General features: G+C 72.6%; 23 protein-coding genes and 1 tRNA gene. 12 read left to right on the plus strand and 12 right to left on the minus strand.

Annotated elements, in window-relative coordinates:
* Positions 1 to 20: 20 nt before the first annotated feature.
* From HNR57_RS14525 to HNR57_RS14545, 5 genes are all read right to left on the minus strand, one after another.
* The gene (locus HNR57_RS14525) at positions 21 to 1667 is read right to left on the minus strand and encodes a long-chain fatty acid--CoA ligase (RefSeq protein WP_184560918.1); all 1647 of its coding nucleotides are present in this window, start codon (positions 1665 to 1667) and stop codon (positions 21 to 23) included.
* 160 nt (positions 1668 to 1827) lie between these two features.
* The gene (locus tag HNR57_RS14530) at positions 1828 to 2388 is read right to left on the minus strand and encodes a SigE family RNA polymerase sigma factor (protein WP_184560442.1); all 561 of its coding nucleotides are present in this window, start codon (positions 2386 to 2388) and stop codon (positions 1828 to 1830) included.
* 132 nt (positions 2389 to 2520) lie between these two features.
* Entirely contained in the window at positions 2521 to 3693 is a 1173-nt protein-coding gene (locus HNR57_RS14535; RefSeq protein WP_184560443.1) for a lipid-transfer protein, read from the minus strand.
* On the minus strand, positions 3690 to 4073 hold the full coding sequence (locus HNR57_RS14540; protein ID WP_184560444.1) for a MaoC family dehydratase: 384 nt from the start codon (positions 4071 to 4073) through the stop codon (positions 3690 to 3692). Before HNR57_RS14540 ends, HNR57_RS14535 begins: the two co-directional genes overlap by 4 nt.
* Complete coding sequence (locus HNR57_RS14545; RefSeq protein WP_184560445.1) at positions 4070 to 4984, minus strand: bifunctional MaoC family dehydratase N-terminal/OB-fold nucleic acid binding domain-containing protein; 915 nt, start codon at positions 4982 to 4984, stop codon at positions 4070 to 4072. The genes HNR57_RS14540 and HNR57_RS14545 overlap by 4 nt, the downstream gene beginning before the upstream one ends.
* A gap of 233 nt (positions 4985 to 5217) precedes the next feature.
* On the opposite strand from HNR57_RS14545, the gene HNR57_RS14550 reads away from it, so the two are divergent.
* The 4 genes from HNR57_RS14550 to HNR57_RS14565 all read left to right on the plus strand — a co-directional run bounded on the left by HNR57_RS14550 (position 5218) and on the right by HNR57_RS14565 (position 7834).
* Entirely contained in the window at positions 5218 to 6084 is an 867-nt protein-coding gene (locus tag HNR57_RS14550) for a bifunctional DNA primase/polymerase (protein ID WP_184560446.1), read from the plus strand.
* Positions 6085 to 6121: 37 nt separating this feature from the next.
* Positions 6122 to 6586, plus strand: a complete 465-nt coding sequence (locus tag HNR57_RS14555; protein ID WP_184560447.1) for a hypothetical protein — start codon at positions 6122 to 6124, stop codon at positions 6584 to 6586.
* Between the two features lie 9 nt (positions 6587 to 6595).
* Positions 6596 to 7120, plus strand: a complete 525-nt coding sequence (locus HNR57_RS14560) for a DinB family protein (RefSeq protein WP_184560448.1) — start codon at positions 6596 to 6598, stop codon at positions 7118 to 7120.
* 141 nt (positions 7121 to 7261) lie between these two features.
* Entirely contained in the window at positions 7262 to 7834 is a 573-nt protein-coding gene (locus HNR57_RS14565; protein ID WP_184560449.1) for a GNAT family N-acetyltransferase, read from the plus strand.
* Positions 7835 to 8000: 166 nt separating this feature from the next.
* On the opposite strand, the gene HNR57_RS14570 is transcribed toward HNR57_RS14565, so the two are convergent.
* On the minus strand, positions 8001 to 12212 hold the full coding sequence (locus HNR57_RS14570; protein ID WP_184560450.1) for an NACHT and WD repeat domain-containing protein: 4212 nt from the start codon (positions 12210 to 12212) through the stop codon (positions 8001 to 8003).
* Positions 12213 to 12657: 445 nt separating this feature from the next.
* On the opposite strand from HNR57_RS14570, the gene HNR57_RS14575 reads away from it, so the two are divergent.
* The 3 genes from HNR57_RS14575 (at position 12658) to HNR57_RS14585 (ending at position 14158) form a co-directional block, all read left to right on the plus strand.
* The gene (locus HNR57_RS14575) at positions 12658 to 13080 is read left to right on the plus strand and encodes a hypothetical protein (RefSeq protein ID WP_221342552.1); all 423 of its coding nucleotides are present in this window, start codon (positions 12658 to 12660) and stop codon (positions 13078 to 13080) included.
* Positions 13081 to 13168: 88 nt separating this feature from the next.
* Positions 13169 to 13396 carry a ferredoxin gene (locus HNR57_RS14580; RefSeq protein ID WP_184560452.1) on the plus strand — a complete coding sequence of 76 codons (228 nt, stop codon included), beginning with the start codon at positions 13169 to 13171 and terminating at the stop codon, positions 13394 to 13396.
* Between the two features lie 9 nt (positions 13397 to 13405).
* The gene (locus HNR57_RS14585; RefSeq protein ID WP_184560453.1) at positions 13406 to 14158 is read left to right on the plus strand and encodes a PIG-L deacetylase family protein; all 753 of its coding nucleotides are present in this window, start codon (positions 13406 to 13408) and stop codon (positions 14156 to 14158) included.
* Positions 14159 to 14169: 11 nt separating this feature from the next.
* Here HNR57_RS14585 and HNR57_RS14590 read toward each other — a convergent pair whose 3' ends face one another.
* Together HNR57_RS14590 and HNR57_RS14595 are read right to left on the minus strand one after the other, a co-directional pair.
* Complete coding sequence (locus tag HNR57_RS14590) at positions 14170 to 14550, minus strand: hypothetical protein (protein WP_184560454.1); 381 nt, start codon at positions 14548 to 14550, stop codon at positions 14170 to 14172.
* Positions 14551 to 14692: 142 nt separating this feature from the next.
* On the minus strand, positions 14693 to 15526 hold the full coding sequence (locus tag HNR57_RS14595; protein WP_184560455.1) for a YhjD/YihY/BrkB family envelope integrity protein: 834 nt from the start codon (positions 15524 to 15526) through the stop codon (positions 14693 to 14695).
* Positions 15527 to 15685: 159 nt separating this feature from the next.
* On the opposite strand from HNR57_RS14595, the gene HNR57_RS14600 reads away from it, so the two are divergent.
* The gene (locus HNR57_RS14600; RefSeq protein ID WP_184560456.1) at positions 15686 to 16042 is read left to right on the plus strand and encodes a PRC-barrel domain-containing protein; all 357 of its coding nucleotides are present in this window, start codon (positions 15686 to 15688) and stop codon (positions 16040 to 16042) included.
* Between the two features lie 38 nt (positions 16043 to 16080).
* Positions 16081 to 16251, plus strand: a complete 171-nt coding sequence (locus tag HNR57_RS14605; protein ID WP_184560457.1) for a hypothetical protein — start codon at positions 16081 to 16083, stop codon at positions 16249 to 16251.
* A gap of 194 nt (positions 16252 to 16445) precedes the next feature.
* Here the strand turns inward: HNR57_RS14605 and HNR57_RS14610 are convergent.
* Together HNR57_RS14610 and HNR57_RS14615 are read right to left on the minus strand one after the other, a co-directional pair.
* A tRNA-Ser gene (locus HNR57_RS14610) sits at positions 16446 to 16532 on the minus strand.
* A 63-nt stretch (positions 16533 to 16595) separates the two neighbouring features.
* Complete coding sequence (locus HNR57_RS14615; RefSeq protein WP_184560458.1) at positions 16596 to 18023, minus strand: S1C family serine protease; 1428 nt, start codon at positions 18021 to 18023, stop codon at positions 16596 to 16598.
* A 288-nt stretch (positions 18024 to 18311) separates the two neighbouring features.
* Here HNR57_RS14615 and HNR57_RS14620 point away from each other — a divergent pair, with 288 nt between their 5' ends.
* The 3 genes from HNR57_RS14620 (at position 18312) to HNR57_RS14630 (ending at position 21055) form a co-directional block, all read left to right on the plus strand.
* Positions 18312 to 19139 (plus strand): glycerophosphodiester phosphodiesterase, encoded by an 828-nt coding sequence (locus HNR57_RS14620; RefSeq protein WP_184560459.1) that lies wholly within the window; start codon positions 18312 to 18314, stop codon positions 19137 to 19139.
* Between the two features lie 178 nt (positions 19140 to 19317).
* Positions 19318 to 19956 (plus strand): ATP-binding protein, encoded by a 639-nt coding sequence (locus HNR57_RS14625; RefSeq protein ID WP_033309828.1) that lies wholly within the window; start codon positions 19318 to 19320, stop codon positions 19954 to 19956.
* 109 nt (positions 19957 to 20065) lie between these two features.
* The gene (locus HNR57_RS14630; RefSeq protein WP_184560460.1) at positions 20066 to 21055 is read left to right on the plus strand and encodes a DUF5926 family protein; all 990 of its coding nucleotides are present in this window, start codon (positions 20066 to 20068) and stop codon (positions 21053 to 21055) included.
* Between the two features lie 252 nt (positions 21056 to 21307).
* Here HNR57_RS14630 and HNR57_RS14635 read toward each other — a convergent pair whose 3' ends face one another.
* Both HNR57_RS14635 and HNR57_RS14640 read right to left on the minus strand, forming a co-directional pair.
* Complete coding sequence (locus HNR57_RS14635; protein ID WP_184560461.1) at positions 21308 to 21910, minus strand: hypothetical protein; 603 nt, start codon at positions 21908 to 21910, stop codon at positions 21308 to 21310.
* A 55-nt stretch (positions 21911 to 21965) separates the two neighbouring features.
* Entirely contained in the window at positions 21966 to 22631 is a 666-nt protein-coding gene (locus HNR57_RS14640) for a bifunctional DNA primase/polymerase (protein WP_184560462.1), read from the minus strand.
* Positions 22632 to 22807: the final 176 nt, after the last annotated feature.

A 22807-nucleotide genomic window follows, 5' to 3' on the forward strand; every position in this document is an offset into this window, starting at 1 on the left:
ACAGCGGTCACGCGGGCGGGTCAGAGGCTGGTGACGTCCAGCTCCCCCTCCGCGTACTGCCTGCGCAGCACCTTCTTGTCGAACTTGCCGACGCTCGTCTTCGGGACCGCCTCGACGATCGTCCAGCGCTCCGGGAGCTGCCACTTGGCGATCTTGCCCTCGTCGGCGAGGAAGGTGCGCAGGGTGTCGAAGGTGGCGGTGGAGCCCTCCTTGAGGACGACCGTGGCCAGGGGGCGCTCGCCCCACTTGTCGTCGGGGACGGCCACGACGGCCGCCTCGGCGACGTCCGGGTGGGACATCAGGGCGTTCTCCAGCTCCACCGACGAGATCCACTCGCCGCCGGACTTGATGACGTCCTTGGCCCGGTCGGTGAGGGTGAGGTAGCCGTCGGCGGAGATCGTGCCGACGTCGCCCGTCTTGAGCCAGCCGTCCTCGCTGAACTTGTCGGCGGGACGGAGGGGTTCATCGTCGGGGCCGTTGTAGTAGGCACCGGCGATCCAGGGGCCGCGCACCTCCAGCTCGCCGGCCGACTCCCCGTCCCAGGGGAGGCGTTCGCCGCCGGGGCCGGTCAGACGGCCCTCGACGCCGGCCGGGAAGCGGCCCTGGGTGAGGCGGTAGGCGAACTCCTCGTCCGTGCCGGCCGCCACCCCGGCCGGCGGACGGGCGATCGTGCCGAGCGGGGACGTCTCCGTCATGCCCCAGGCGTGGCAGACCCGCATGCCCAGCTTGTCGAAGGCCTCCATCAGCGAGGGCGGACAGGCCGAGCCGCCGATGGTGACCTGGCCGAGGGAGGAGACGTCGCGCGGGTTCGCGGTCAGCTCGGCGAGCAGGCCCTGCCAGATGGTGGGGACGGCGGCGGCGTGGGTCGGCCGCTCGCTCTCGATCATCGCGGCGAGCGGGGCCGGCTGGAGGAAACGGTCCGGCATCAGCATGTTCACGCCGGTCATGAAGGTCGCGTGCGGCAGGCCCCAGGCGTTCACGTGGAACTGGGGGACCACGACCAGGGAGGTGTCCTCGTCGGTCAGGCCCATCGACTGGGCCATGTTGACCTGCATGGAGTGCAGGTAGACGGAACGGTGGCTGTAGACCACGCCCTTGGGGTCGCCGGTGGTGCCGGAGGTGTAGCACATGGCGGCGGCCTGGCGTTCGTCCAGCTCGGGCCAGTCGTACGAGGTCGGCTTGCCGGCGATCAGGTCCTCGTACTCGTGGACGCGGACGGCCGCGCCGTCGAGGAGCGAGCGGTCTCCGGGGCCCGTGACGACCACGTGCTCGACCGGCTTCAGGTGCGGCAGCAGCGGGGCGAGCAGGGGGAGCAGTGAACCGTTGGCGATGATCACGCGGTCGGCTGCGTGGTTGACGATCCAGGCCAGCTGCTCGGGCGGGAGACGGAGGTTCAGGGTGTGCAGGACCGCGCCCATGGACGGGATCGCGAAGTACGCCTCGACGTGTTCCGCGTTGTTCCAGGCCAGGGTGGCCACCCGCTCGTCGCCGGTGACGCCGAGGTCGTCCCGCAGCGCGTGGGCCAGCTGGGCCGCGCGGGCGCCGATCTCCGCGAAGGAGCGGCGGTGCGGCTCGTCCTCACCGGTCCAGGTGGTCACCTGTGATGTCCCGTGGATCGTCGACCCGTGGGTCAGGATCCTTGAGATCAGCAGCGGTACGTCCTGCATGGTGCTCAGCACGGCGTCCTCCCGGGGGCGACTTTGCCTACGCGGTGGTAAAGGTTGCGCTGATTCTGCGCACATACCGCGTGGTATGTCACTAGGACCGGGCGATCGATCAGATCACGCCATGCCGGAGGGGCAGCTCACAAGCGGGCGGATCACCGCCTCACTGGCGGACAAGTCCCAGCTCAGCGTCCTCGCGGAGCTTGCCGAGCGCCCGGGAGACGGCCGACTTCACCGTGCCGACCGAGACGCCGAGCACCTCGGCCGTCTGGACCTCGCTGAGGTCCTCGTAGTACCTGAGGACCAGCATCGCCCGCTGCCGGGCGGGCAGCCGCATGATCGCCCGCCACATCGCGTCTCGCAGCGCCTGCTGCTCGGCCGGGTCGTCACCGCCGGGCACCGGGTCCGGCTCGGGCAGCTCGTCGCAGGCGAACTCGTCGACCTTGCGCTTGCGCCACTGCGAGGTCCGGGTGTTCAGCAGCGCCCGTCGCACATAGCCGTCGAGGGCGCGGTGGTCCTCGATGCGCTCCCAGGCGACGTACGTCTTGGTGAGGGCGGTCTGCAGCAGGTCCTCCGCGTCGCTCGGGTTGCCGGTGAGCGAGCGGGCGGTACGCAGCAGCACCGGCTGGCGGGCCCTGACGTACGACGAGAACGACGGGTACGGAAGGGTCTGCGCCGCTGGTCCGGCCGCCTTCGAAGCGCTCGTGCAGACGAGTGTGGTCATGGCTCAACGCTATGAGCGGGGCATGCCGAGCGGATCGGCCGCAGGTCCCGAAGCGGGGTCCCCCTCAGGTTGTAGGGGCAGGGCCCGCCGCACCTCCTGTAGGTGGAGCGGTGGACCCGGGGTACTGCGGGTTCACCCCTGAGGGGCGGCGGTCAGTACGAGTCCCGACGTGGGCACGCCCGTCCCCGCCGTCACCAGGACCCGCTGCGCCCCGGGCACCTGGTTCACCGCCGTCCCCCTGATCTGCCGGACGGCCTCCGCGATGCCGTTCATGCCGTGCAGGTACGCCTCCCCCAGCTGGCCGCCGTGCGTGTTGAGCGGCAGGTGCTCCCCGGCCACGAAGTCCGCCGCCTCGCCGGGGCCGCAGAAACCGAACTCCTCCAGCTGCGTCAGCACGAACGGCGTGAAGTGGTCGTAGAGGATCCCCACGTCGATGTCGGCCGGCGTGAGCCCCGAGGCGCGCCACAGCTGCCGGGCGACCACCGCGGCCTCGGGCAGTCCGGTCAGGTCGCCGCGGTAGAAGCCGGTCATCTGCTCCTGGGCGCGTCCGGCGCCCTGGGCGGCCGCGGCGATCACGGCGGGCGGGTGGGGCAGGTCGCGGGCCCGTTCGGCGGAGGTGACGACCAGGGCCTGGCCGCCGTCCGTCTCCTGGCAGCAGTCGAGCAGCCGCAGCGGTTCGACGATCCAGCGCGAGGCGGCGTGCTCGGCCAGGGTGATGGGCCGGCCGTGGAAATGGGCCGCCGGGTTGGTCGCCGCGTACTTCCGGCCGACGACGGCCACGTGCCCGAACGCCTCCGGGGTCAGCCCGTAGGTGTGGAGGTAGCGCCGGGCCGCCATCGCCACCCACGAGGCCGGGGTGAGCAGGCCGAACGGCAGAGACCAGCCGAGGGCCGCGCCCTCCGCCGTCGGTTCGCGGTGCCGCACCCCGGAGCCGAAGCGGCGGCCCGAGCGCTCGTTGAACGCCCGGTAGCAGACGACCACCTCCGCCACGCCCGCGGCGATCGCCAGGGCCGCCTGCTGGACGGTGGCGCAGGCCGCGCCGCCGCCGTAGTGGACGCGGGAGAAGAAGGACAGCTCCCCGATGCCGGCCGCCTGGGCGACGGTGATCTCGGGGCTGGTGTCCATGGTGAAGGTGACCATGCCGTCGACGTCGGCCGGGGTCAGCCCGGCGTCCGCGAGGGCCGCCCGCACCGCCTCGACGGCCAGGCGCAGTTCGCTGCGGCCCGAGTCCTTGGAGAAGGCGGTGGCCCCCACCCCGACGACGGCCGCGCGCCCGCCCAGACCGTCCCCCGCTCGCGGACTCATGCCGGGATCCTCACCGTCACCGTGCCCGTGACGTGCTTGCCGATGCCGTTCGCGCCGGTGACCCGGACGGTCACCATGTCGCCGTCGACCTCCTCGACCGAGCCCGTGAGCACCATCGTGTCGCCGGGGTGGTTGGGCGCGCCGAGCCGGATGGCGACGCGGCGCAGCTCCGCCCGCGGGCCGAAGTGGTCGGTGATGTAGCGGCCGACCAGGCCGTTGGTCGTCAGGATGTTCATGAAGATGTCGGGGGAGCCCTTGCGCCGGGCGAGCTCCGGGTCGTGGTGGACGTCCTGGTAGTCCCGGGAGGCGATCGCCCCGGCGACGATCAGGGTCCGGGTCACGGGGATCTCCAGGGGCGGGAGGCGGTCTCCGGCCTTCACGGGCCCACCCCCTGGAACACCGGCAGCTCCAGCTCCTCGTCGTACCGCCGGAACTCCAGCCGCACCGGCATGCCGATCCGCACCTCGTCGTACGGCACCCCGATCACGTTGCTGACGATCCGCACGCCCTCCGCGAGTTCGATGAGGCCGACCGCGTAGGGCGGCTCGAAGGCCGGGAAGGGCGGGTGGTGCATGACGACGTACGAGTACACGGTGCCCTCGCCGCTCGCCGCCACCGTGTCCCAGTCCGGGGAGCCGCACCCGTTGCACCCGGGCAACCAGGGGAAACGCAGGGTGCGGCAGGCGACGCAGCGCTGGATGAGCAGTTCGTGGCGGGCCACGCCCTCCCAGAAGCCGGCGTTGTCGCGGTTGACGACCGGGCGGGGGCGGCGTTCCACCGGTCGCGAAGGCCGGTGTGCGGGGGCGTACTTGAGGATGCGGAAGCGGTGGGTGCCGGCGGGTTCGCCCCCGGCCCGGACGTCCGTGCGGGTGGTGACGAAGTAGCCGGTGCCGAGTTTCGTGGTCTTGCGGCCGGACACCGACTCGATCACGGAGTCGAAGGTGATCCGGTCGCCGGGGCGCAGCGGGCGCAGGTACTCCTGTTCGCAGTCGGTGGCGACGACGGCGTCGTGGCCCGACTCGTCGAGCAGCGTGAGCAGTTCGTCGTACGCGGCCGTGCGCTCGGGGCGGCGGGTGAGGCCGGCCATGGTCCACGCCTGGAGCATGGTGGGCGGAGCAATGGCGTCCGGTCCCGTGTACGCGGGGCTGGTGTCGCCCATGGCCTCGCACCAGTGCCTGATCATCGGCTCGTTGACCAGGTCGCGGCCGACCCCGGTGGCGGCGGCCGGGAGGCCCTCGTAGGCCTTCAGGCGCGCCTCGAACTCCTCGTGGACCTCCGGCTCACCACTCACGGTTTCTGACTGTCCGTCAGTTCCTGTGCCCCGTCAAGACCCGGCAGACGCGAAAACAAGTCGATGAACCCCTATGCGTCACTTCCGTACCGGACGGGAGCGAAAGGGGGCGTTCGAACCCGGCCGCGGCAAGGGACGAAGCGTTCCGGCACCTTTCCCGGCCGCCGCCTCGCCCCGGCGCGTCACACCCGTTCCCCCTTTCCTTTTTCGAACGTACGTACGAAACTAGAGTCATGGCCACCACCGACCGGCAGGCCACGACGCTGGCCCTCGCACACGCCCTGTCAGCCGCCGAACGCGGACTGGCCGTCCTCCCCCTGTCCCGCTCCAAGCTCCCGGCCCTGCGCTCCCCGCACCGCGACGACCCCGCGCCCACCCCCTGCCACGGCGCGTGCGGCCGCCTCGGACACGGGGTCTACGACGCGTCCAGCGACCCGGACCGCATCCGGGAACTGTTCGCCGCGGCGCCCTGGGCCACCGGCTACGGCATCGCCTGCGGGCTGCCCCCGCACCATCTGATCGGCCTCGACCTGGACGTGAAGACCGGCACGGACTCCTCGGCCGCCCTGCGCGAGCTGGCGCTGCGGCACCTGTTCACCATCCCGCCGACCGTGGTCGTCGTGACGCCGTCCGGCGGGCGGCACCTGTGGCTGAGCGGACCGCCCGAGGTGGTCGTCCCCAACTCGGCGGGCCGGCTCGCCCCCGGCATCGACATCCGGGGCGCGGGGGGCTACCTCGTCGGCCCCGGCTCCCGCACGGGCCAGGGCGTGTACGCCGCCGCCCCGGGCACCGCGCACCTGGCCCCCGCCCCCTGCCCCCGCTCCCTCCTGCGGCTGCTCCTCCCACCGCCCCGCGCCCACCACCCGGCGCCCCCGGCGGCCGGCGGGCACGGCCAGGGCCTGGTCCAGTTCGTCCTGGCCGCGCACGAGGGCCAGCGCAACACCCGCCTGTTCTGGGCGGCCTGCCGTGCCTACGAGGACGGCATCGGCCCGGCGCTCGTCGATCCGCTGGCCGACGCCGCCCGGGCCACCGGCCTGTCCGAAGGGGAGGCCCGGGCAACGATCGCCTCGGCGGCACGGATGACCGGGCACCGGCCCTGACCACGGCCCCGCCCATGACCACCACCGAAAGACCTCGATGCAACTCCACGCGAAAAGGCCGGCCCTGGCGCTCGCCCGCCTCGTCCTGGCCTCCGGCCGCTCGGTGGACCTCGCCGAGCTGCGGTTCTCGTCGACGTACGGCGATCTGCTCGACGGCTACCCCTGCAAGCCGCTGAACGACCTGCGCATCCGCAGCCTCCTGCACGCCGCCGAGCGGTCCCGCCCGGGCACGCCGGTGCACCTCGTCCCGCCCCGGCGCGAGTACCCCGACCAGTACGCGGGCGGTCTCGGGCCGGTCGAGGTGCTGCCCGCCGTGGCCTGCCTCGGCACGTTCCACTCGGCGGCCCTGGACCCGGCCCGCGACCCGGTCGCCTGCCGCTCGCGCCTGACCGTCGTCTGGTTCCAGTCCACACCCCGCCTGCCCTCGGACTGCGACGCCGAGCCCGCGCTGCGCGACCTCGACTGGCCGGTGTTGGCCCGGGACGCCCCGGCGCCCCCGTAGGGTCGGCCGATGAGTGCTTCCCGTACGGAACTGCCGCGCTGGCAGTTCGAGTTCACTTGGTCACTGTTCGAGTACCACCTGGAGCGGCTGGAGCCCGGGGACTTCCTCTGGGAGCCCGCGGAGCTCTGCTGGACGATGCGCCGGGGACCCGACGGCACCTGGGTCCCGGACTGGGCGGACACCGAGCCCGACCCGGTCCCCGTGCCCACCCTCGGGTGGCTGACCTGGCACATCGGATGGTGGTGGAGCGTCACCCTCGACCACGCGCAGGGCCGCCCGCCCCGCGACCGGGCGGACATCGTCTGGCCCGGTGAGGGCGCCCCGGCGGTCGAGTGGCTGCGGGACCTGCGCACCCAGTGGCTGAAGGTCCTGGACGACCTCACCGACCAGGACCTGGACGCCACGGCCCCCTTCCCCTGGCCGAACGATCCCGGGCACACCGTCGAGCACCTGGTGGCCTGGGTGAACGCGGAGCTGATGAAGAACGTGAGCGAGATCGGCCAGCTGCGGCTGCTGCGGGCGGCGTCCGTCTAGGGCCTGCCGTTTTGGATCACGCCGTTCGCGCACGGCGCCTCGATGCTCGCCGGGATGGCCCAGCCGTTCTACGAGGCGTTCGGCCAGGCAGTGTCCCCGGCTCGCGGGGCGCGGCCGCCCGGGGCGTGACATCGTGGGGGCATGAGCATCGACGTTCGCCCGGCCACGGACTTCGAGGACGTCCGTGCCGTGCTCGGGCCGAAGTCGCCCACGGCGAACGTCTGCTGGTGCCTGAGTTACCGGATCCCCTCCCGGCTCAACAACGAACTGCGCGGTCCGGACCGCGGCGCGTACGTCGCCGAGCTGTGCCGCGCGGATCCGCCCCCGGGCGTCCTCGCCTACGACGGTGACGAACCGGTCGGCTGGGCCGCCGTCGCCCCGCGCGCGGACACCTCCTTCGCCCGCAACCGCAAGATCCCGCACGTCGACGACCTGCCGGTGTGGTCGCTCTGGTGCGTCCGGGTCCGCCCCGGCCATCGCAAGCAGGGCATCTCACACGCCCTCATCGCCGGCGCGGTCGAGTTCGCCCGCGACCGGGGCGCACCGGCGATCGAGGCGTACCCCCTGGACAACGGCGACGCGAAGGTCGATCTGACGATGGCGTACGCGGGTCTGCGGAAGAACTTCGAGCGCGCCGGCTTCGCCCACGCGGCGGACACGACCTCGGTCCTGGCCGGTCACCCCCGCGTTGTGATGCGCCTGGACCTGCGCTGAAATAAGGCTCGACCGCTGGCGACGGGGGATGCACCAGCGGTCGAGCTATGGCCAAGGGTAACAAGCGCTTGCCCACCGCGAGCCGACAGCCCGTCAGAAAATCCCGGTTGTGACTGGTATCACTGAACTACCGTGATTCCCCGGCCCGTTGGACGAGACGGCCTCGTCAGTCGTCGCACGGCGGATCGTAGGAAAGCCGGGGCAGGTACTCCCGCCAGGTGTCCGGAGTGAGCACTCCGCGGGTCAGCGAGCAGATGCGGCGGACGGCCGCGTCGACGTCGAGGTCCCAGAGCCGGATCGTGTCCGCGCCGCTCGACACCCCCAGCATGTGGCTGTTCGGGCTGAACGCCAGGAAGGTGCCGGTCTTGGCGTTGGGGCTCATCGACGGGCCGATCGCGGTGGCGTGCGCGGGGTCGGAGACGTTCCACAGCCGGACGGTGCTGTCGTTGCCGCCGCTGGCCAGGGTGCGGCCGTCCCGGCTGAACGTCAGCGACACGACCGCCTCCGTGTGGCCGGTGAGCCGTGCCTGCTCGGAGGCCTCGGCGGGGTCCGTGATGTCCCAGAGGCGGACCGAGTTGTCGTCGCCGGCACTGGCCAGGGTGCGGCCGTCGCGGCTGTGGGCGAGGGCGTTGACCGCTCCGAGGTGGCCGCGCAGAGGCGCCCCGATCAGGGTCACCCGGCCCGGGTCGGTCGCGTTCCACAGCCGGATCGTGCCGTCCGCGCTGCCGCTGGCGAGCCTCCGGCCGTCCGGGCTGAACACGAGGTGGTTGATGTAGCCCTTGTGGCCGGTGAGGGGAGTGCCGAGCGGGCGTGGCCGGGCCGGGTCGCCGATGTTCCACAGCCGGATGGTGCGGTCGTCGTAGGCGGTGGCCAGGATCCTCCCGTCGGGGCTGAAGGCCAGCGGGTCGGCGTACCGGATGCGCAGGGGGACGGGAGAGCCGTGGCGGACGGGGCGTTCCGGGTCCCCGAGGTTCCACAGCTCCACCACCCGGTCGCCCGTCACGACCGCGAGGGTGCGGCCGTCCGGGGAGAACTCCAGGGAGCGCACGTCGCCCCGGCCCGGGTGAAACGGTTCTCCGATCCGGATCGGCCTGCCGGGCGTCCGCACGTCCCACAGCCGGATCCGCCCGTCCCGGGCCGCCGTCGCGAGAAGCCGGCCGTCCGGCCGGAACACTCCGGTGCGGCCGGTCATGTCCGACGTGGGCAGCGACCACAGGCGGACCCTGTTGTCGCCCGCCCCGGTGGCGAGAGTGCGCCCGTCGGGGCTGAAGCCGAGCGCGTACATCTCGCCGCTGCTGCCCGCGAGGGGCCCGCCGACCTGCGAGGCGTGCTCCGGATCGCTGACCTTCCACAGGCTCGCGGTGCTGTCCGCGCTGGCCGCGGCGAGCATGTTGCCGTCCGGGCTGAAGGCCACGGACCAGACCGGCCCGGTATGGCCGGTGAGCGGCGCCCCGGCCGCGGCCGGGCGGCCCGGACCGGCCAAGTTCCACAGATGTACGGTGCCGTCCGCGCTGCCGCTGGCGAGGGTGCGCCCGTCGGGGCTGAAGTCCACGGAGTGCACGGTGGCCGTGTGACCGGTCAGCGGCGCCCCGGCAGGCCGCGGACGCCCCGGGCCGGACATGTCCCACAGCCGGATCGTGCCGTCGTCGCCCCCCGCGGCCAGCGTCCGGCCGTCCGGGCCGAACGCCACCGAACGCACGGCTGCCGCGTGCCCGGTCAGCGGCTCGCCCTGGGCGCGCGGCCGGCTCGTATCGGCCACGTTCCACAACCGGACGGTGCGATCGTCGCCGGCTGAGGCCAGGGTGCGGCCGTCCGGGCTGAAGTCGATCAGGTAGATCGTGCCGTCGTGGCCGGTCAGGGGCTCGCCGAGCGACTTCGGGTGCTCCGGGTCGGTCACGTCCCACAGCCGGATCGTGCCATCGTCGGACGCGCTGGCGAGCGTCCGGCCGTCCGGGCTGAAGACCGCGCTGCTCACCCAGCTCGTGTGACCGGTCAGGGGTCGGCCCAGGGGCTTCGGCCGCTTGGGGTCGGCGACGTTCCACAGCCGTACGGTCCGGTCGTAGCTGGCGGTGGCCAGGACCTGTCCGTCCGGGCTGAAGGTCGTGAGGTAGACGGCGCCCGTGTGGCCGGTGAGGGGGGTGGAGAGCGGGGCGTTCACGATGGAGATCAGACGGCTGTTCGCGCCCTTGTCGCCGGGCCGCAGCCCGTGCGCCACGAGGTCGAGCTGCGCGGACAGCGACGGATCGGTGTGCTGGACGCGGTCCGACTGGGCGAGCACCTGCTCGAAGACGGCCGCGTCCCGCTGCTTCCAGGCGACGACGGCCGACCCGCCGGCCAGCACCGCCAGCACGACCAGCGCCGCCACCGCGCTCCGGCTGATCCAGATGATCCGCCTGCGCAGCCGGACGGACGCGGCCAGGAACTCCACCGCGCTGCGGGTCAGGAACGTGTCCCCGGCGGATCTGGCCCAGCCGTGCGCCTGCTCCAGCCGGGAGCCCCGGTAGAGGAGGGAGGTGTCGCGGTTCGACTCCTCCCAGGCCCGGCCGTCCTCCTCCAGGCGCTGGCGCAGCAGATTGCCCTGCCGGTCCTCGTCAATCCAGTCGCGCAGCCGCGGCCAGGCGTGCAGCAGCGCCTCGTGGGTGATCTCCACGGTCTCCGCGTCGAGCGTCACCAGCCGGGCGCGGACCAGCGCTTCGAGGGACTCCTCGGTCTTGCCCGGGTCCGCCGACTCCTGCGCCAGCTGACGCCGGGTCCCGCGGCGGCGCGTGGCCTGGGTGTCCTCGCCGAGGCGGACCAGGCGGAGCAGGAGCAGCCGGGCCGCCGTGCGCGCGGCCGGGTCGAGGCCGGCCCAGGCCCGTTCGGCGGTGGCCGCGACCGCGCCCTGGATGCCGCCGGAGGCGCGGTAGCCGGCCAGCGTGAGCCGGCCGCCCTTCCTGCGCTGCCAGGTGGCGAGCAGGGCGTGCGAGAGGAGCGGCAGCACTCCGGCGTCGTGCGCCGGGCGCAGGCCGTCGGCACTGACCTCCCGGACGATCAGCTCCGCGAGACCCGGCTCCAGCTCCAGACCGACGGCCTTGGCCGGGCCGGTCACCGCCTCGCGCAGCTCCGCGCTGGTCAGCGGGCCGAGCACCATGTGCCGGTGCTGGAGCGCGTCGGCCAGCTCGGGGTACCTCAGGCAGCGGTAGTAGAAGTCGGCGCGTATGCCCAGCACCACGACCGCCGGAGCCGGTTCACCGGGGCCGGCGGGCGAGCAGGCGGCGTGCAGGACCTCGATGAAGGCGCGCCGGTCCGCCTCGTCGGGGCAGAGCGTGAACGTTTCCTCGAACTGGTCCACGATCACGACCGGAGGGGCCCCGGCGGGCGCCACGCGCCGGGCCCAGGCGGCGACGGCGGCGCGGGCGGAGGCGGGGGAGGGACCGGGGCCTCCTGAGGGGGTCGGACCGAGGCCCTGCGCGGGGGACGCTCCGGGGTCACCGGAGGGAGAGGAACCGGCGATTCCTCCGGGAGCGGCGCCGGTGGCTCCCTGGGGAGAGGCGTCGGATCCGGCCGATTGCGGCCCGGGCGTGGCTTCTCCGGTCGGAGGCGTGTCGGATCCGGCCGATCGCGGCCCGGGCGGAGCTTCCCCGGCCCTGGTCCCGGCCGGAGCCGGGGCTGTCACGACGGGTGCCAGCTCGGGGATGCAGCGACTCAGCTCCGCCAGCGGATCACCCCCCGGCACGAGCTGCACGACATGCCGCGCCCGGCCGCCGCTGCCGTCACCGTCGCCCCCGCCCGGCGCCCCGTCCCGCAGGGCAGGCACCAGACCGGCGTTCAGCAGCGAGGACTTCCCCGCGCCCGACGCGCCCACGAGCATGACCAGGCCGCCCGTCCCCGCGGCGGCCCCGAGCTGGGTGACGAGCGCGTCCGTGCTCCGCTCCCGGCCGAAGAACCACCGGGCGTCCTCCCGGCGGTAGGAGGCGAGCCCCCGGTACGGGCACACCCCGCCGGGCGCGGACGCGGCCCCGTCCGCGGACCGCTCCTCTGCCGTGGACGCCGCGGGGCGCTCACCGACCGGGTCGGCCACCGCGCGCTCCCACAGCCGGTGCCACTGGCCGAGGTCGTACAGGCCGGGGGAGACCGGCGTGGGCCGCGAGCGCCGCGCCTCGGGGATCAGCACGTGCAGCACGGCCGCGAGAGCGGGGAACTGGGCCGGTACGTTCCGGGCCCGCCGCCAGTCACTGATGCGCTGGGCGGACACCCGCACGGGCCGCCCGCGTTCGTCGACCCGCTGGAGCCGGACGACCGCTTCGGACACCCGCTTGAGAGGAGGGTTACCGGCTTCCTTGTACAGCAGTGCGAGGCGTTCCGCGAAGGCGGTGCGTGCCCCTGAGTCGGAACTCAAGGTCTCAGCTCCTTACTTCCCACGCCTGGACGTCCGGACCGGAAAGCTCACTTTATATGGCTGACCTGCGGTAATACCGTCCGCTGGACGCCGGAACCTCCTCCCCGGTGGCCGAAAATGGCAGGATCCGGACCCGACAGCGGGCTCATCCGGTCAGCCGCCGTCCGAGCCGGACGACGACAGCCCCACCGTTCGGTACCGGTCCCCACGAGGGGAGGGACCGGTACCGGACGACGTGGTGATCCTCCCCGGACGACCCCGCCCCGCAACCCGGACGGACCGTGCGATCCGCCCCCGGCCGACCGTGCTTTCGGACCCTGGATAACTGACGACCCGTCAGCTATGGTCCCCTTGCCGTACCGCTTCGGAGCGATGTACAGGGGTGAGCGCAGTGGAGTCACGTCCCGAGAGCCCACGACCGCAGGGTGCTCCGCGTTGGGTCGCGATGTTCTACCGGCCGGGCGCGGGCTCCTGGCGTACGGCGGCACAGTCGCCCCACCGCTCGCCCGTGCTGTACGCCCTCGGCGAGATGACCCGGGCCGTGCGCGCCCGGGGCGACGAGGTGGCGGTCGCCCTGTGGGGACCGAAGGACGGCGCGTGGCACCGGTTCGACGGGTTCGACACCGTGTCACGGCAGACTTCCGTGCACCAGCCGGACCCTCAGCCCTCCCCCGGCGAACCGACCACCCTGGCGGAACGGATGACCGGACGCCGCCACCAGGTCCTCATGGCCGGCCTGATCAAGGCGGGCCTCTACGACCTCTCCCCCGAGGACGACACGACCGTCCAGGCCCTGGTCGAACGGCTCGACGAGGCCGCCGTACGCCGGGTCGCCCACTGGCTGACGACCGCCGGGGGCACGCGGTAGCCGGGCCGGTTCAGCCGACGGCGCACTGGGCAGGCAGACTCCCGACGGCCACCGGCTCCCGATGCCGTCAGGAGGGGGACAAAGCGGCATGAAGGTCTCTGTCGACCGGGATCTCTGCTACGGCTCCGCCGAGTGCGCCCACCGGGCCCCGGCTGTCTTCGACTTCGTCGACGGCTACGGGGTCGTCCGCCCGGGCCGCGAGCAGGCGGGCGAGGCCCCGGAGGTCCTGGAGGCGGTGGAGAAGTGCCCGAGCCAGGCGATCGGCATCACCGAGTCACCGCACTCGACGCCGGACTCGACGCCGGACCGGCCGTAGCGAGGGCCGATGTCGGCGCCGAGCCTGCTCGCGGTCTTCGCCCACCCCGATGACGAGTCCCTGTCGGCGGGCGGCATCCTCGCCCGCCACGCCATCGCGGGCGCGCGCACGGCCGTCGTCACGCCGACCTGGTCGGCGGACACCCCGCGCGCCGCCGAACTGGCAGAGGCACTCCGCATCCTGGGCGCCGGCCCGCCCCGCATGCTGGGCTACGCCGACTCCCGCGTCCCGCGCTCCGCCCCGGGCAGACCGCGCTGGTGCGACGCCCCGCTGGACGAGGCGGTGGGGGAACTGGTGGCGCACCTGCGGGACTTCCGCCCGGAGATCGTCGTCACCCACGACGCCTACGGCGGCCTGACCGGCCACGAGGACCACGTGCACACCCACCGCGTGACCACGCTCGCGGTCCACGCCGCCGGCCTGGAACGCCTCTTCCCGGACGCCGGAGAGCCCTGGCAGCCGAGCGTCCTGTACCTGGCCACACACCCGCACTCGGCCCTCCGGGCATGGGGCGGGCCCTGGGCCTCCACGGGCAAAGCGATGCGCACGGTCCCCGACGAACGCGTCTCCGCCACCCTCGACGTCACCCCCTGGCTGGACCGGAAGATCGCCGCGGTCCTGGCCCACCGCACGGAGGTGGCACGAGGAGCCGCGCCGGGCCTGATCGCCGCCCTCTCCGCGCCGGAGCGGGAACGGCTGCTCGGCACGGAGTGGTACACCTGCCACGACCTGACTCCGACGGCGCCCAGACCGCCAGGCTGATCGTGGCGCGCTCAGTCCTCCCCCGGCCGGCCACCCAGCTCCAGGACGAGGTGATAGCCACCGGCCAGGTCGACACCGGTCCGCTCACGGAGCAGCTTGACCGCGGCGATCTGCTGCCCGTCGTCGAGCAGAGCGGTCAGCTCCCCGACCAGCCCGGCATCGAGTTCACGCAGGGCGGCCAGCCCCTGGGCGGTGCTCGTGGGCAGCGCGTGCCCCCCGGCCAGCAGTTCCACGGCCTCCCGGGCAGGCCCCCGCTTGAGCCAGGAGCCCCTGCGCAACCGCCGCGCGGCCTTGCCCGTACGACCGTCCGCGGCCAGCGCCCTGGCCTCGTCCTGGGCTTCCCGCCCGACGGGGGTGATGAGGGCGGCCGTGCGCGCCTTGGTGTTCGTCATGGCACTCCTGCGTCGTGGGGTCTCAAGGCTGAAGACGGTGGGGAGCCGGTTGCCGTTGCCCAGACGGAAGAGGCACCCAGGAGACGGCCACCACTCGGGCTGAGCGGGCCGTGAGGAGAAGTGTGCCGACCCGTCATACGGGTCACCTGCGCTGTTTAAGCGCCTGCGCCATGCGGAGCAGTTCCTCGTACAGCAGTCGGCCGACCAGCGCCCCGCCGAAGACCACGACGCCCACGCCGACCAGCCAGGACTCGATGACCAGGACGGTTCCGACGGGCCCGTAGCTGACGGCGTTGGACGCGATCAACGGCGAGAAGACGAGCCGGGAGAAGACCCTCAGGCCGAGCAGCCCGATCACGGTGGCCACGGCGCCGGGCAGCAGGGCACGCCAGCGGACCCTCCCGCCGAGCAGCAGGCGCTGGGACCACCACACGAACAACACGGCACTCAGCGATGCGACGGCCCCACCCGCCAGAGGTTCGCGCCGCAGCGTGGTGGTGGCGGACAGATAGAGGTATCCGGTGAGGACGGCGAGCCACACCACATGCCGCCATCGGGCCCACCAGCGAGCCGGCGGCAGGTCCCAGACCTTCTCATAGCCGGTCTGCACCGCCGCCCCGAAGGTCAGGCCGAACACGGCAAGGGCGGCGACACCGAAGGCGGTCGTGGTCCGCAGGGCCTGGCCGGGCCGGATGAACAACTGCTCGACCTGCCGCCTTGAAGCCGTCGACACGCCGAGCCCTTCCCCCAGCCACTGCGCGAACCCCCGCCCGTGCTCGGCGTCGGCAGCGGAGACAATGATCAGCAGCGGTACCAGCGTGAGCAGCCCCAGAGCCGCGAAGCCCAGCGAACGCGACCACAGCTCGGTATCCCTGCTCCGCCTCCGTCCCCGCCCGACTGGCGAACGGCTGATCGCGCGGCGCAGTCGCCCGAACCGAGACGAACGGTCCGCTTCACCGGAAGGCTTCATCGGCATGCCTGCCGACTACCACGTTCGAAACCCTTGCCACGCGAGGGCGCGAAGCGAAGATTCGCGGATAGCCTGAACGAACAAAGGGCCACCGAGGTTCAGCAGGCTGTGACCGCCCGCAGGGCGGCTCGAAACGGCCCGGATCAACGGCTCAGGAGGCAGGCCATGATCCATTCAGCCGATATCCGCGAGTGGCGCAACTGCAGCGTCGTCGACCCGAAGGGCCACAAGATCGGCGTGCTCGAAGCGGTCTACGTGGACACCACCACCGACGAACCGGCCATGGCCACGGTCCGCACCGGACTCCCCACCCGCCACCACCTGGCCTTCGTACCCCTCGACGAGGCAATCCTCGGACCCGGCTACGTCAAGGTCTCCTACGCCAAGACGCTGGTGAAGAGGGCGCCCTCGCTCGGCATGGACGACATCCTGCCCGCCGAGTCGGAGGAGGCGATCTTCCAGCACTACGACATGCCCTACCGGACGGGAGCAGGCGGCGAGCGGCAACTCGCACGCCGCTGACGCCCACGCTCATCCACCCTGGGGAGGGCGTACGGGTCATGGCCTTCTTGCTGCTTCTCGTTCTGATCGCCGTCGTGCTGGGAATCATCGGAGTGGCGGCCGAGGGACTGGGCTACTTGTTGATCATCGGCATCGCGATTCTCGTGACCGCGCTGGCCCTCATCGCCGTCCGCTGGTCCCGGCGCACCGGTCGGCGTCCCATCCGATAACGCCTGTGCGGCCTGCTGTCCGTCCGCGGGCCGGCGCGCTACCTGCAAGCAGGGCTGTCCCACAGGCCACAGCTGGTCCACAAGCACTGATCAACAACGCGACACAGCCGGATCAAGGTGAGACAGAGCCCACGCAGAAGGGGTGCCTCTCAGTGGGAGGCACCCCTTCTGACCTGCAACATCTATGACCTCGGCGGAGGCGGTGGGATTTGAACCCACGGTGACATCGCTGCCACGACGGTTTTCAAGACCGTTCCCTTCGGCCGCTCGGGCACGCCTCCCCGCGCCGGCCGTGATCGGCGGCGCGGGGACAAGGGTAACGGGTCGGTGCGGGCGGGTGGGGGTCAGTTGTCGCCGACGCGGGATCCCAGGGTGACCTCGGCCGTGCGCTGCTTGCCGCCGCGCTCGTAGGTGATCGTGACCTTGTCGCCGGGCTGGTGGGTCCAGATCTCGCCGATGAGGGTGGGGCCGGAGTCGATGACCCGGTCGTCCAGCTTGATGATGACGTCGCCCGGCTTGAGGCCCGCCTTCGCGGCCGGGCCGCCCGGCTCGACCGGTGCCGCTCCGCCCGCGCCCTGGTCGGTGATCTGCGCGCCGTCGGAGCTGTCGTCCAGGGAGACGGACGCGCCGATCTTCGCGTATACCGGCTTGCCGTTCTTGATCAGCTCCTGGGCGACGTACTTGGCCTGGTTGATCGGGATGGCGAAGCCCAGGCCGATCGAACCCGACTGGCCGGTGCCGAAGCCGCCGTTGCCGGTCGACTGGATCGCGGAGTTGATGCCGATGACGTTGCCCCGCGCGTCCAGCAGCGGACCGCCGGAGTTGCCCGGGTTGATCGAGGCGTCGGTCTGCAGGGCGCTCATGTACGACGCCTGGCTGCCGCTGCCGTCGCTGGAGGCCACCGGGCGGTTCTTGGCGCTGATGATGCCCGTCGTCACCGTGTCGGACAGGCCGAACGGGGCGCCGATCGCGATGGTCGAGTCGCCGACGGCGACCTTGTCCGAGTCGCCGAGGGTGAGCGGCTTCAGGTCGGAGGGAGCGTCCTTGAGCTTGATGACCGCCACGTCGTAGCCCTGCGCGTGACCGACCACCTCGGCGTCGTACTTCTTGCCGGTCGGGAAGGTCGCCGTCAGCTTGCCGCCGTCGACCGCGTCCGCCACGACGTGGTTGTTGGTGACGATGTGGCCCTGCTTGTCGAAGACGAAGCCCGTGCCGGTGCCGCCCTCGCCGCTGTTGCTCTCGGCCTCGATCGTGACCGTGCTCGGCAGCGCCTTGGCGGCGACGCCCGCGGTCGTGCCCGGGTCGCGCTTGAGGTCGCCGCCGTTCGCGGAAGCCGAGACCGTCGTGGAACCGGTGCTCTCGTCGTTGTCCTTCGCCAGCACGTAGCCGAGCCCGCCGCCCAGGCCGCCCGCGACCAGCGCGGCCACCAGCACCGCGGCGACCAGACCGCCGCGTCCGCGGCCGGACTTCGGCGCCGGCTGCTGGTACGACGAACCCCAGCCGCCCGGACCGGACCCCGAACCGCCGTCGCCGTAGGGGGCGGTCGGCGGCGGGGGCGGGGGCCAGGACGGGTCGGGGGCGGAAGAGGAGACGCCGGGGTGACCGGCGTCACCGGAGGTGCCCTGCCCCTGAGGAGCCTGCCCCCGGGCGTCCTGCCCGTACGGCCCCTGGGAGGCCTGTGCCTGGGGCTCCGGAGCAGCGGGAGCGTCCACCGGCACGGGGGGTGCGGACGGGGCGGGGGGTACCGCGGTGCCCTCGTTCTCGGTGCTCACAGCTTCTCTCCTAGATCCACGGCTGTTGTCCGGGTCGCACTCGGTCGCGCTTCCTCACGCCGGTCGACGGGTCCGGCGCGACGGAGCGGTGCTTGTCCCTTTGTATGCCGTCAGCTTTTCCCACCGGCCGTCAGAGCACCATAAGCGGTGGCTGTGCGTCCGGGGTCATTCTTTATATAGGCCATTACCAGCGAAAAGGGTGCAATCCCAATGCCTCCGTCCGGACCTGCGCATCCGTCGAGTCCGTCCGACCGGACGCGTACCCGCACTCGGTGGCACCATGACGCGGTGACCCACGCACGACAGCACGTGATTCAAGTCGTCGCCCACCGCGGAGCCTCCGAGGACGCCCCGGAGCACACCCTGGCCGCGTACACCAAGGCGATCGAGGACGGCGCGGACGCCCTCGAATGCGATGTGCGCCTCACCGCCGACGGCCACCTGGTGTGCGTCCACGACCGCCGGATCAACCGTACGTCCAACGGCCGCGGAGCGGTCTCCGCGCTGGAGCTCGCCGACCTCGCCGCTCTGGACTTCGGGTCCTGGAAGACGGGCGAGGCCTGGAGGGGACGCGACGAGGAACCCGACTGGGAGCACCGCCCGGAGGACCGGGAGGCGACCTCCGTCCTCACCCTGGAGCGGCTGCTGGAACTCGTCGCCGACGCCGGGCGCCGCGTTGAACTGGCCATCGAGACCAAGCACCCCACCCGCTGGGCGGGGCAGGTCGAGGACCGGCTGCTGGTCCTGCTGAAGCGGTTCGGCCTCGACGCCCCGGCCTCCGCCGAGGAGTCCCAGGTGCGGGTCATGAGCTTCTCGGCCCGTTCGCTGCACCGCGTGCACGCCGCCTCGCCGACCCTTCCGACGGTCTACCTGACGCAGTTCCTCTCGCCCCGGCTGCGCGACGGACGGCTGCCCCCGGGCGTGCGGATCGCGGGCCCCTCCATCCGGATCGTGCGCAACCACCCCACCTACATCGAGCGCCTGAAGCAGTCCGGGCACCGGGTGCACGTGTGGACCGTGAACGAGCCCGCCGACGTGGATCACTGTGTGGCGCTGGGCGTCGACGCCATCATCACCAACCGCCCGCGCGCGGTGCTGGACCAGCTCGGCCGCTGACGCCCGACACCGGCCGGCGGGGCGCCGCCAACCTCTCAAGTCACACCAGACCCACGCACACCTCTTGACCCCACGCCCCGGCGAACGGGATCCTCCCATCTCGGCCACACCGACGGTTTCCAGCCAGTTGATTACAGGGAGTGCTCCGGCACGTTCGATCCGTATTCGGTCGTGGTGAATGCGTCATGGGACGTGGATTGGCCGGTTTCCGGTACAGGCCAATGGGGCATCCACACCGTGGCGTGGGGCGAAGGAGGTCTCGGGGGTGGCGTTGGTGGTGGCACAGGAGGTGCCCACGTCGTCGAGCATGGCCGTACCCCACGGCCCTGCGGGCGTGGGGGAAGCGAGACACCGGATGCGTACACAGTTGCGCGGAGGTGGAGTCGCGGAATCGGTCATCGACGACGCCGTACTGATCCTTTCCGAACTCTTGAGCAACGCGTGCAAGCACGGCAGGCCCCTGGGCGACGCGCTCTCCGGTGACGGTGACGTCCGTGCCGCCTGGCGCGTGGACCCGGCCGGCCGGCTCATCGTCGAGGTCACGGACGGCGGCGGCCCGACCCGCCCCGCCCCCGCGACCCCGTCGGTCACGGCGCACGGCGGCCGCGGGCTGAACATCATCACCGCGCTCGCCGACGACTGGGGCGTGCGCGACGACATCCGCGGCGAGGTCACCGTGTGGGTCATCGTCCACGAGGACGTCCACGACCCGGACGCGGGCCACCGCCGCGACGACTTCGCGACGCGGGTCGCCGCCCCCGCGGTCTCCCGGATACCCGGGCTGGACTTCGCGGACGCCTTCGACGACATGGACTGATCGCGTACGCCCCGCCGACGGGGACGTTGTCCACAGGACCCCGTGGCCCGGGGCACGAACGGCTAGGCTCGCGACCGTACGAGACGAGCCGTAACCGGGAGACCCATCGATGGCCAAGAAGCGACCCCAGACGAAGGCCAAGCGCCCGCAGACCACGGGCGGGGCCCGCACCGCAGGTGCCGATGGAGACGTTCCGGTCGTCGGCGCCCGCGAGCCCTGCCCCTGCGGCAGCGGCCGCCGCTACAAGGCCTGTCACGGCCGGGCCGCCTCCCACGCCGCGACCGAGCTGGTGCACCGCCCCTTCGAGGGCCTGCCCGGCGAGTGCGACTGGGTGGCCTTGCGCGAACTGGTCCCGGCGGCCACGGTCGAGCTGACCCTCAAGGACGGCCTGCCCGAGGGCGTCCCCGCGGTCACGCTCGCCACGGTCCTGCCGATGGCCTGGCCCGCCCTGCGCCGCGACGACGGCTCGGTCCTGATCGGCCTGCAGAACGACACCTCCTCCGGCGACATCAGCCGCGACCTCGCCGACACCCTCCAGCGCGCCCTGGAAGCCCAGCCCGGCACGCCCGTCCAGGGCCGCCGCGCCCCGGCCGACAGCCCGCGGCTGCAGGATCTGCTCGACCCCGAGGGCGCGTTCGAGCCAGAAGTGCACAGCGGCTTCGAGTTCTGGGTCCCGGACCCGGAGAACGCCACGCCCGACGTGACCGCCTCCCTGGAGCGGGCCAACGCCGCAGCCATCCCGACCGTCAAGCTCCAGGGCGTGGACGCCGCGTACTGGTGCGAGACGCCGGAGAAGAACCATCTGCGGTGGGTCATGCCGCACGCCGAGGAACTGCTTCTGGACGCCCTCGCGCGGCTGCACGCCGCGGGCCGCTCCAGCCTCGGAGAGGGCACCCGCCTGGTGGGCTCCTTCCGCGCTCACGGGCTCACGGTGCCGGTCTGGGACCTGCCCAGCGGGGTCACGGCCGAGGACGTGGAGAAGCCCGCGGCGGAGTTCGCCGAGCGTCTCGCCGCCGCCCTGGCGACGGACGCGCCGCTCACCGCGGACGAGCGCCGCGCCCGTGGCGGCCTCACCAACCGGCAGGTCACGCTCAGCTGACACCGCCCCGGTGGTCCGGCCGGCCGGACCACCGGCCGGCCGGGTCGTCGCGTGCGGGAGGAGCACAACTCCCGTCGCGGACAAGCCAGTCGGTGACCGGAAAGGCGAGTTCGAATTTGCGAACCGCCGATCTCTTGTTACCGTTCCTGTAGCCCGGTTGCTGGTGCATCCCCCGTCGCCAGCAACCGGGTCTTTTCGTTCCGGCTTCCGTTCACGGAACGCAGCCGTTTCTCAACTGCCCTTTCTCTGGGGCTAGTTGCTCCCCGAGCGCAGCAGCAGCGGACCCCGCCCGCCCCGCTCGGCGAATTCCGCGACGGCCGTGTACGCCGCCGGATTCCCGCGTGCGGGCTCCCTCGGCGTCTCACACGTCCCCGGCTCGTCATCCGCTCGCACGGCGCACGTCATCCGCACGTCCCGGTCGTCGGGACCCATCAGGCTCAGTACGGCGTCCAGCGCCTCGCCCGTCGCATTGCGGTAGTAAGTCCGTGCCCAGGTCTTGCCACCCTGCGTCACCACACAGGTCTGCGCCTCGATGCCGTCGGGCGAGGAGAGTCCGGGACCGCAGCGCACGGCGGCCGGCAGGCCCCGGCCGGGCGCGGGGCGGCCGGGGACGGCGGAGGGAGCCCCCGGCTCCTTGCCGTCGGCGCGCGGGGAAGGACGCAGGGCGCCGGAACCGGTCGTCCGGACGTCGGCACCCACCGTCCCCACAGCGCTCTTGGCCCCCGAAGACCCCACGGGCCCCGCGGACGCCACCGCCAGGGGCAGTGCGGCCGCGCACGCCGCCGCGACGCCCGCGAGGGCGAACAGTCTGGTCTTTCGGGGATCCCGGGAGCGGCCCCGGGCATGACGCCGCATGGCTCCGGAACTTAACGCGCCGGGGCGGGCGCCGGGCTCGGCGCGCCCGACAGCCCTAGAACTCGGGCGCGCTCACACCCGTACGAGTGAGGGCCTCGACCACGGCGTCCACCACTGCCTCCACATCGGGCACCCACGGCGAGGCCGAGCCGGGCAACGGCGCGCGCTCCCAGCGGATCTCGCCCTGGCCCGTCTCGGACGGGGGCAGGGCCAGGTAGCCGCCCTCACTGTGGAAACGGAGGGAGCCGGGCACGAAGTCCTTGGCGTAGAGCAGTTCGCCGAGCTGCTCCATGGAGTACGGCTTGACGAGGATCGCCCAGCGGGCGGGGGAGGCGACGACCGGGCCGAGCCGCATGCCCATCTGATCGAGGGCCTTGAGGGCGCGGGCGGCCGGCAGGGCCGGCAGCGAGACCGCGCAGGGGGCGTGGCCACCGGTGGCCAGGACGATCGGCGCCGTCGGCCGGTTGCCCCACCACCAGCGCACCATGCGTTCGTCGGTGGTGGCCGCGAGGAGGCCGGGGTCGAAGGGGTGGGCGCCTGGCACCGTGCAGTCGGGGTCGGGGCAGCTGCAGCGGGAGTGCCCCTGCGGGTCCGCCGCCACACCCGGGAGTACCGGCCACTGCCATTTGGTCGCGTAGGTCAGGGCCGCGCCGATCAGCTCAGGCCTCCCGTCGCTGCGCTGGGACAGGAGCCTGCGTCGCCTTCCGAGGATCTCGCGCATGAGCGCTCGTTCCTTTCCGTTGCACGCCTGGCAACACCGTGGTCCACATCACATCATGTGTCGATCACTTCACTGTGCGTACCTGTTGGCGCATCACACCCCTGCTGGAAGCAAGGGGAACCCCTATGGGTCGAGCTTTGGGCTGCCTCCGCGGCCGTCCCGCCCATACTGCGTAT

This window comes from Streptomyces paradoxus (assembly GCF_014202475.1).
GTDB lineage: Bacteria > Actinomycetota > Actinomycetes > Streptomycetales > Streptomycetaceae > Streptomyces > Streptomyces paradoxus.

Bases quoted from the DNA above. Each gene is read 5' to 3' on its own strand.
- HNR57_RS14530 (WP_184560442.1), bottom strand. From the start codon at position 2,388: ATGACCACACTCGTCTGCACGAGCGCTTCGAAGGCGGCCGGACCAGCG.
- HNR57_RS14575 (WP_221342552.1), top strand. From the start codon at position 12,658: ATGTTCTACCGGCCGGGCGCGGGCTCCTGGCGTACGGCGGCACAGTCG.
- HNR57_RS14560 (WP_184560448.1), top strand. From the start codon at position 6,596: ATGAGTGCTTCCCGTACGGAACTGCCGCGCTGGCAGTTCGAGTTCACT.
- HNR57_RS14585 (WP_184560453.1), top strand. From the start codon at position 13,406: ATGTCGGCGCCGAGCCTGCTCGCGGTCTTCGCCCACCCCGATGACGAG.
- HNR57_RS14635 (WP_184560461.1), bottom strand. From the start codon at position 21,910: ATGCGGCGTCATGCCCGGGGCCGCTCCCGGGATCCCCGAAAGACCAGA.
- HNR57_RS14640 (WP_184560462.1), bottom strand. From the start codon at position 22,631: ATGCGCGAGATCCTCGGAAGGCGACGCAGGCTCCTGTCCCAGCGCAGC.
- HNR57_RS14605 (WP_184560457.1), top strand. From the start codon at position 16,081: ATGGCCTTCTTGCTGCTTCTCGTTCTGATCGCCGTCGTGCTGGGAATC.
- HNR57_RS14625 (WP_033309828.1), top strand. From the start codon at position 19,318: ATGCGTCATGGGACGTGGATTGGCCGGTTTCCGGTACAGGCCAATGGG.
- HNR57_RS14595 (WP_184560455.1), bottom strand. From the start codon at position 15,526: ATGCCGATGAAGCCTTCCGGTGAAGCGGACCGTTCGTCTCGGTTCGGG.
- HNR57_RS14555 (WP_184560447.1), top strand. From the start codon at position 6,122: ATGCAACTCCACGCGAAAAGGCCGGCCCTGGCGCTCGCCCGCCTCGTC.
- HNR57_RS14630 (WP_184560460.1), top strand. From the start codon at position 20,066: ATGGCCAAGAAGCGACCCCAGACGAAGGCCAAGCGCCCGCAGACCACG.
- HNR57_RS14565 (WP_184560449.1), top strand. From the start codon at position 7,262: ATGAGCATCGACGTTCGCCCGGCCACGGACTTCGAGGACGTCCGTGCC.
- HNR57_RS14580 (WP_184560452.1), top strand. From the start codon at position 13,169: ATGAAGGTCTCTGTCGACCGGGATCTCTGCTACGGCTCCGCCGAGTGC.
- HNR57_RS14525 (WP_184560918.1), bottom strand. From the start codon at position 1,667: ATGCAGGACGTACCGCTGCTGATCTCAAGGATCCTGACCCACGGGTCG.
- HNR57_RS14590 (WP_184560454.1), bottom strand. From the start codon at position 14,550: ATGACGAACACCAAGGCGCGCACGGCCGCCCTCATCACCCCCGTCGGG.
- HNR57_RS14535 (WP_184560443.1), bottom strand. From the start codon at position 3,693: ATGAGTCCGCGAGCGGGGGACGGTCTGGGCGGGCGCGCGGCCGTCGTC.
- HNR57_RS14550 (WP_184560446.1), top strand. From the start codon at position 5,218: ATGGCCACCACCGACCGGCAGGCCACGACGCTGGCCCTCGCACACGCC.
- HNR57_RS14600 (WP_184560456.1), top strand. From the start codon at position 15,686: ATGATCCATTCAGCCGATATCCGCGAGTGGCGCAACTGCAGCGTCGTC.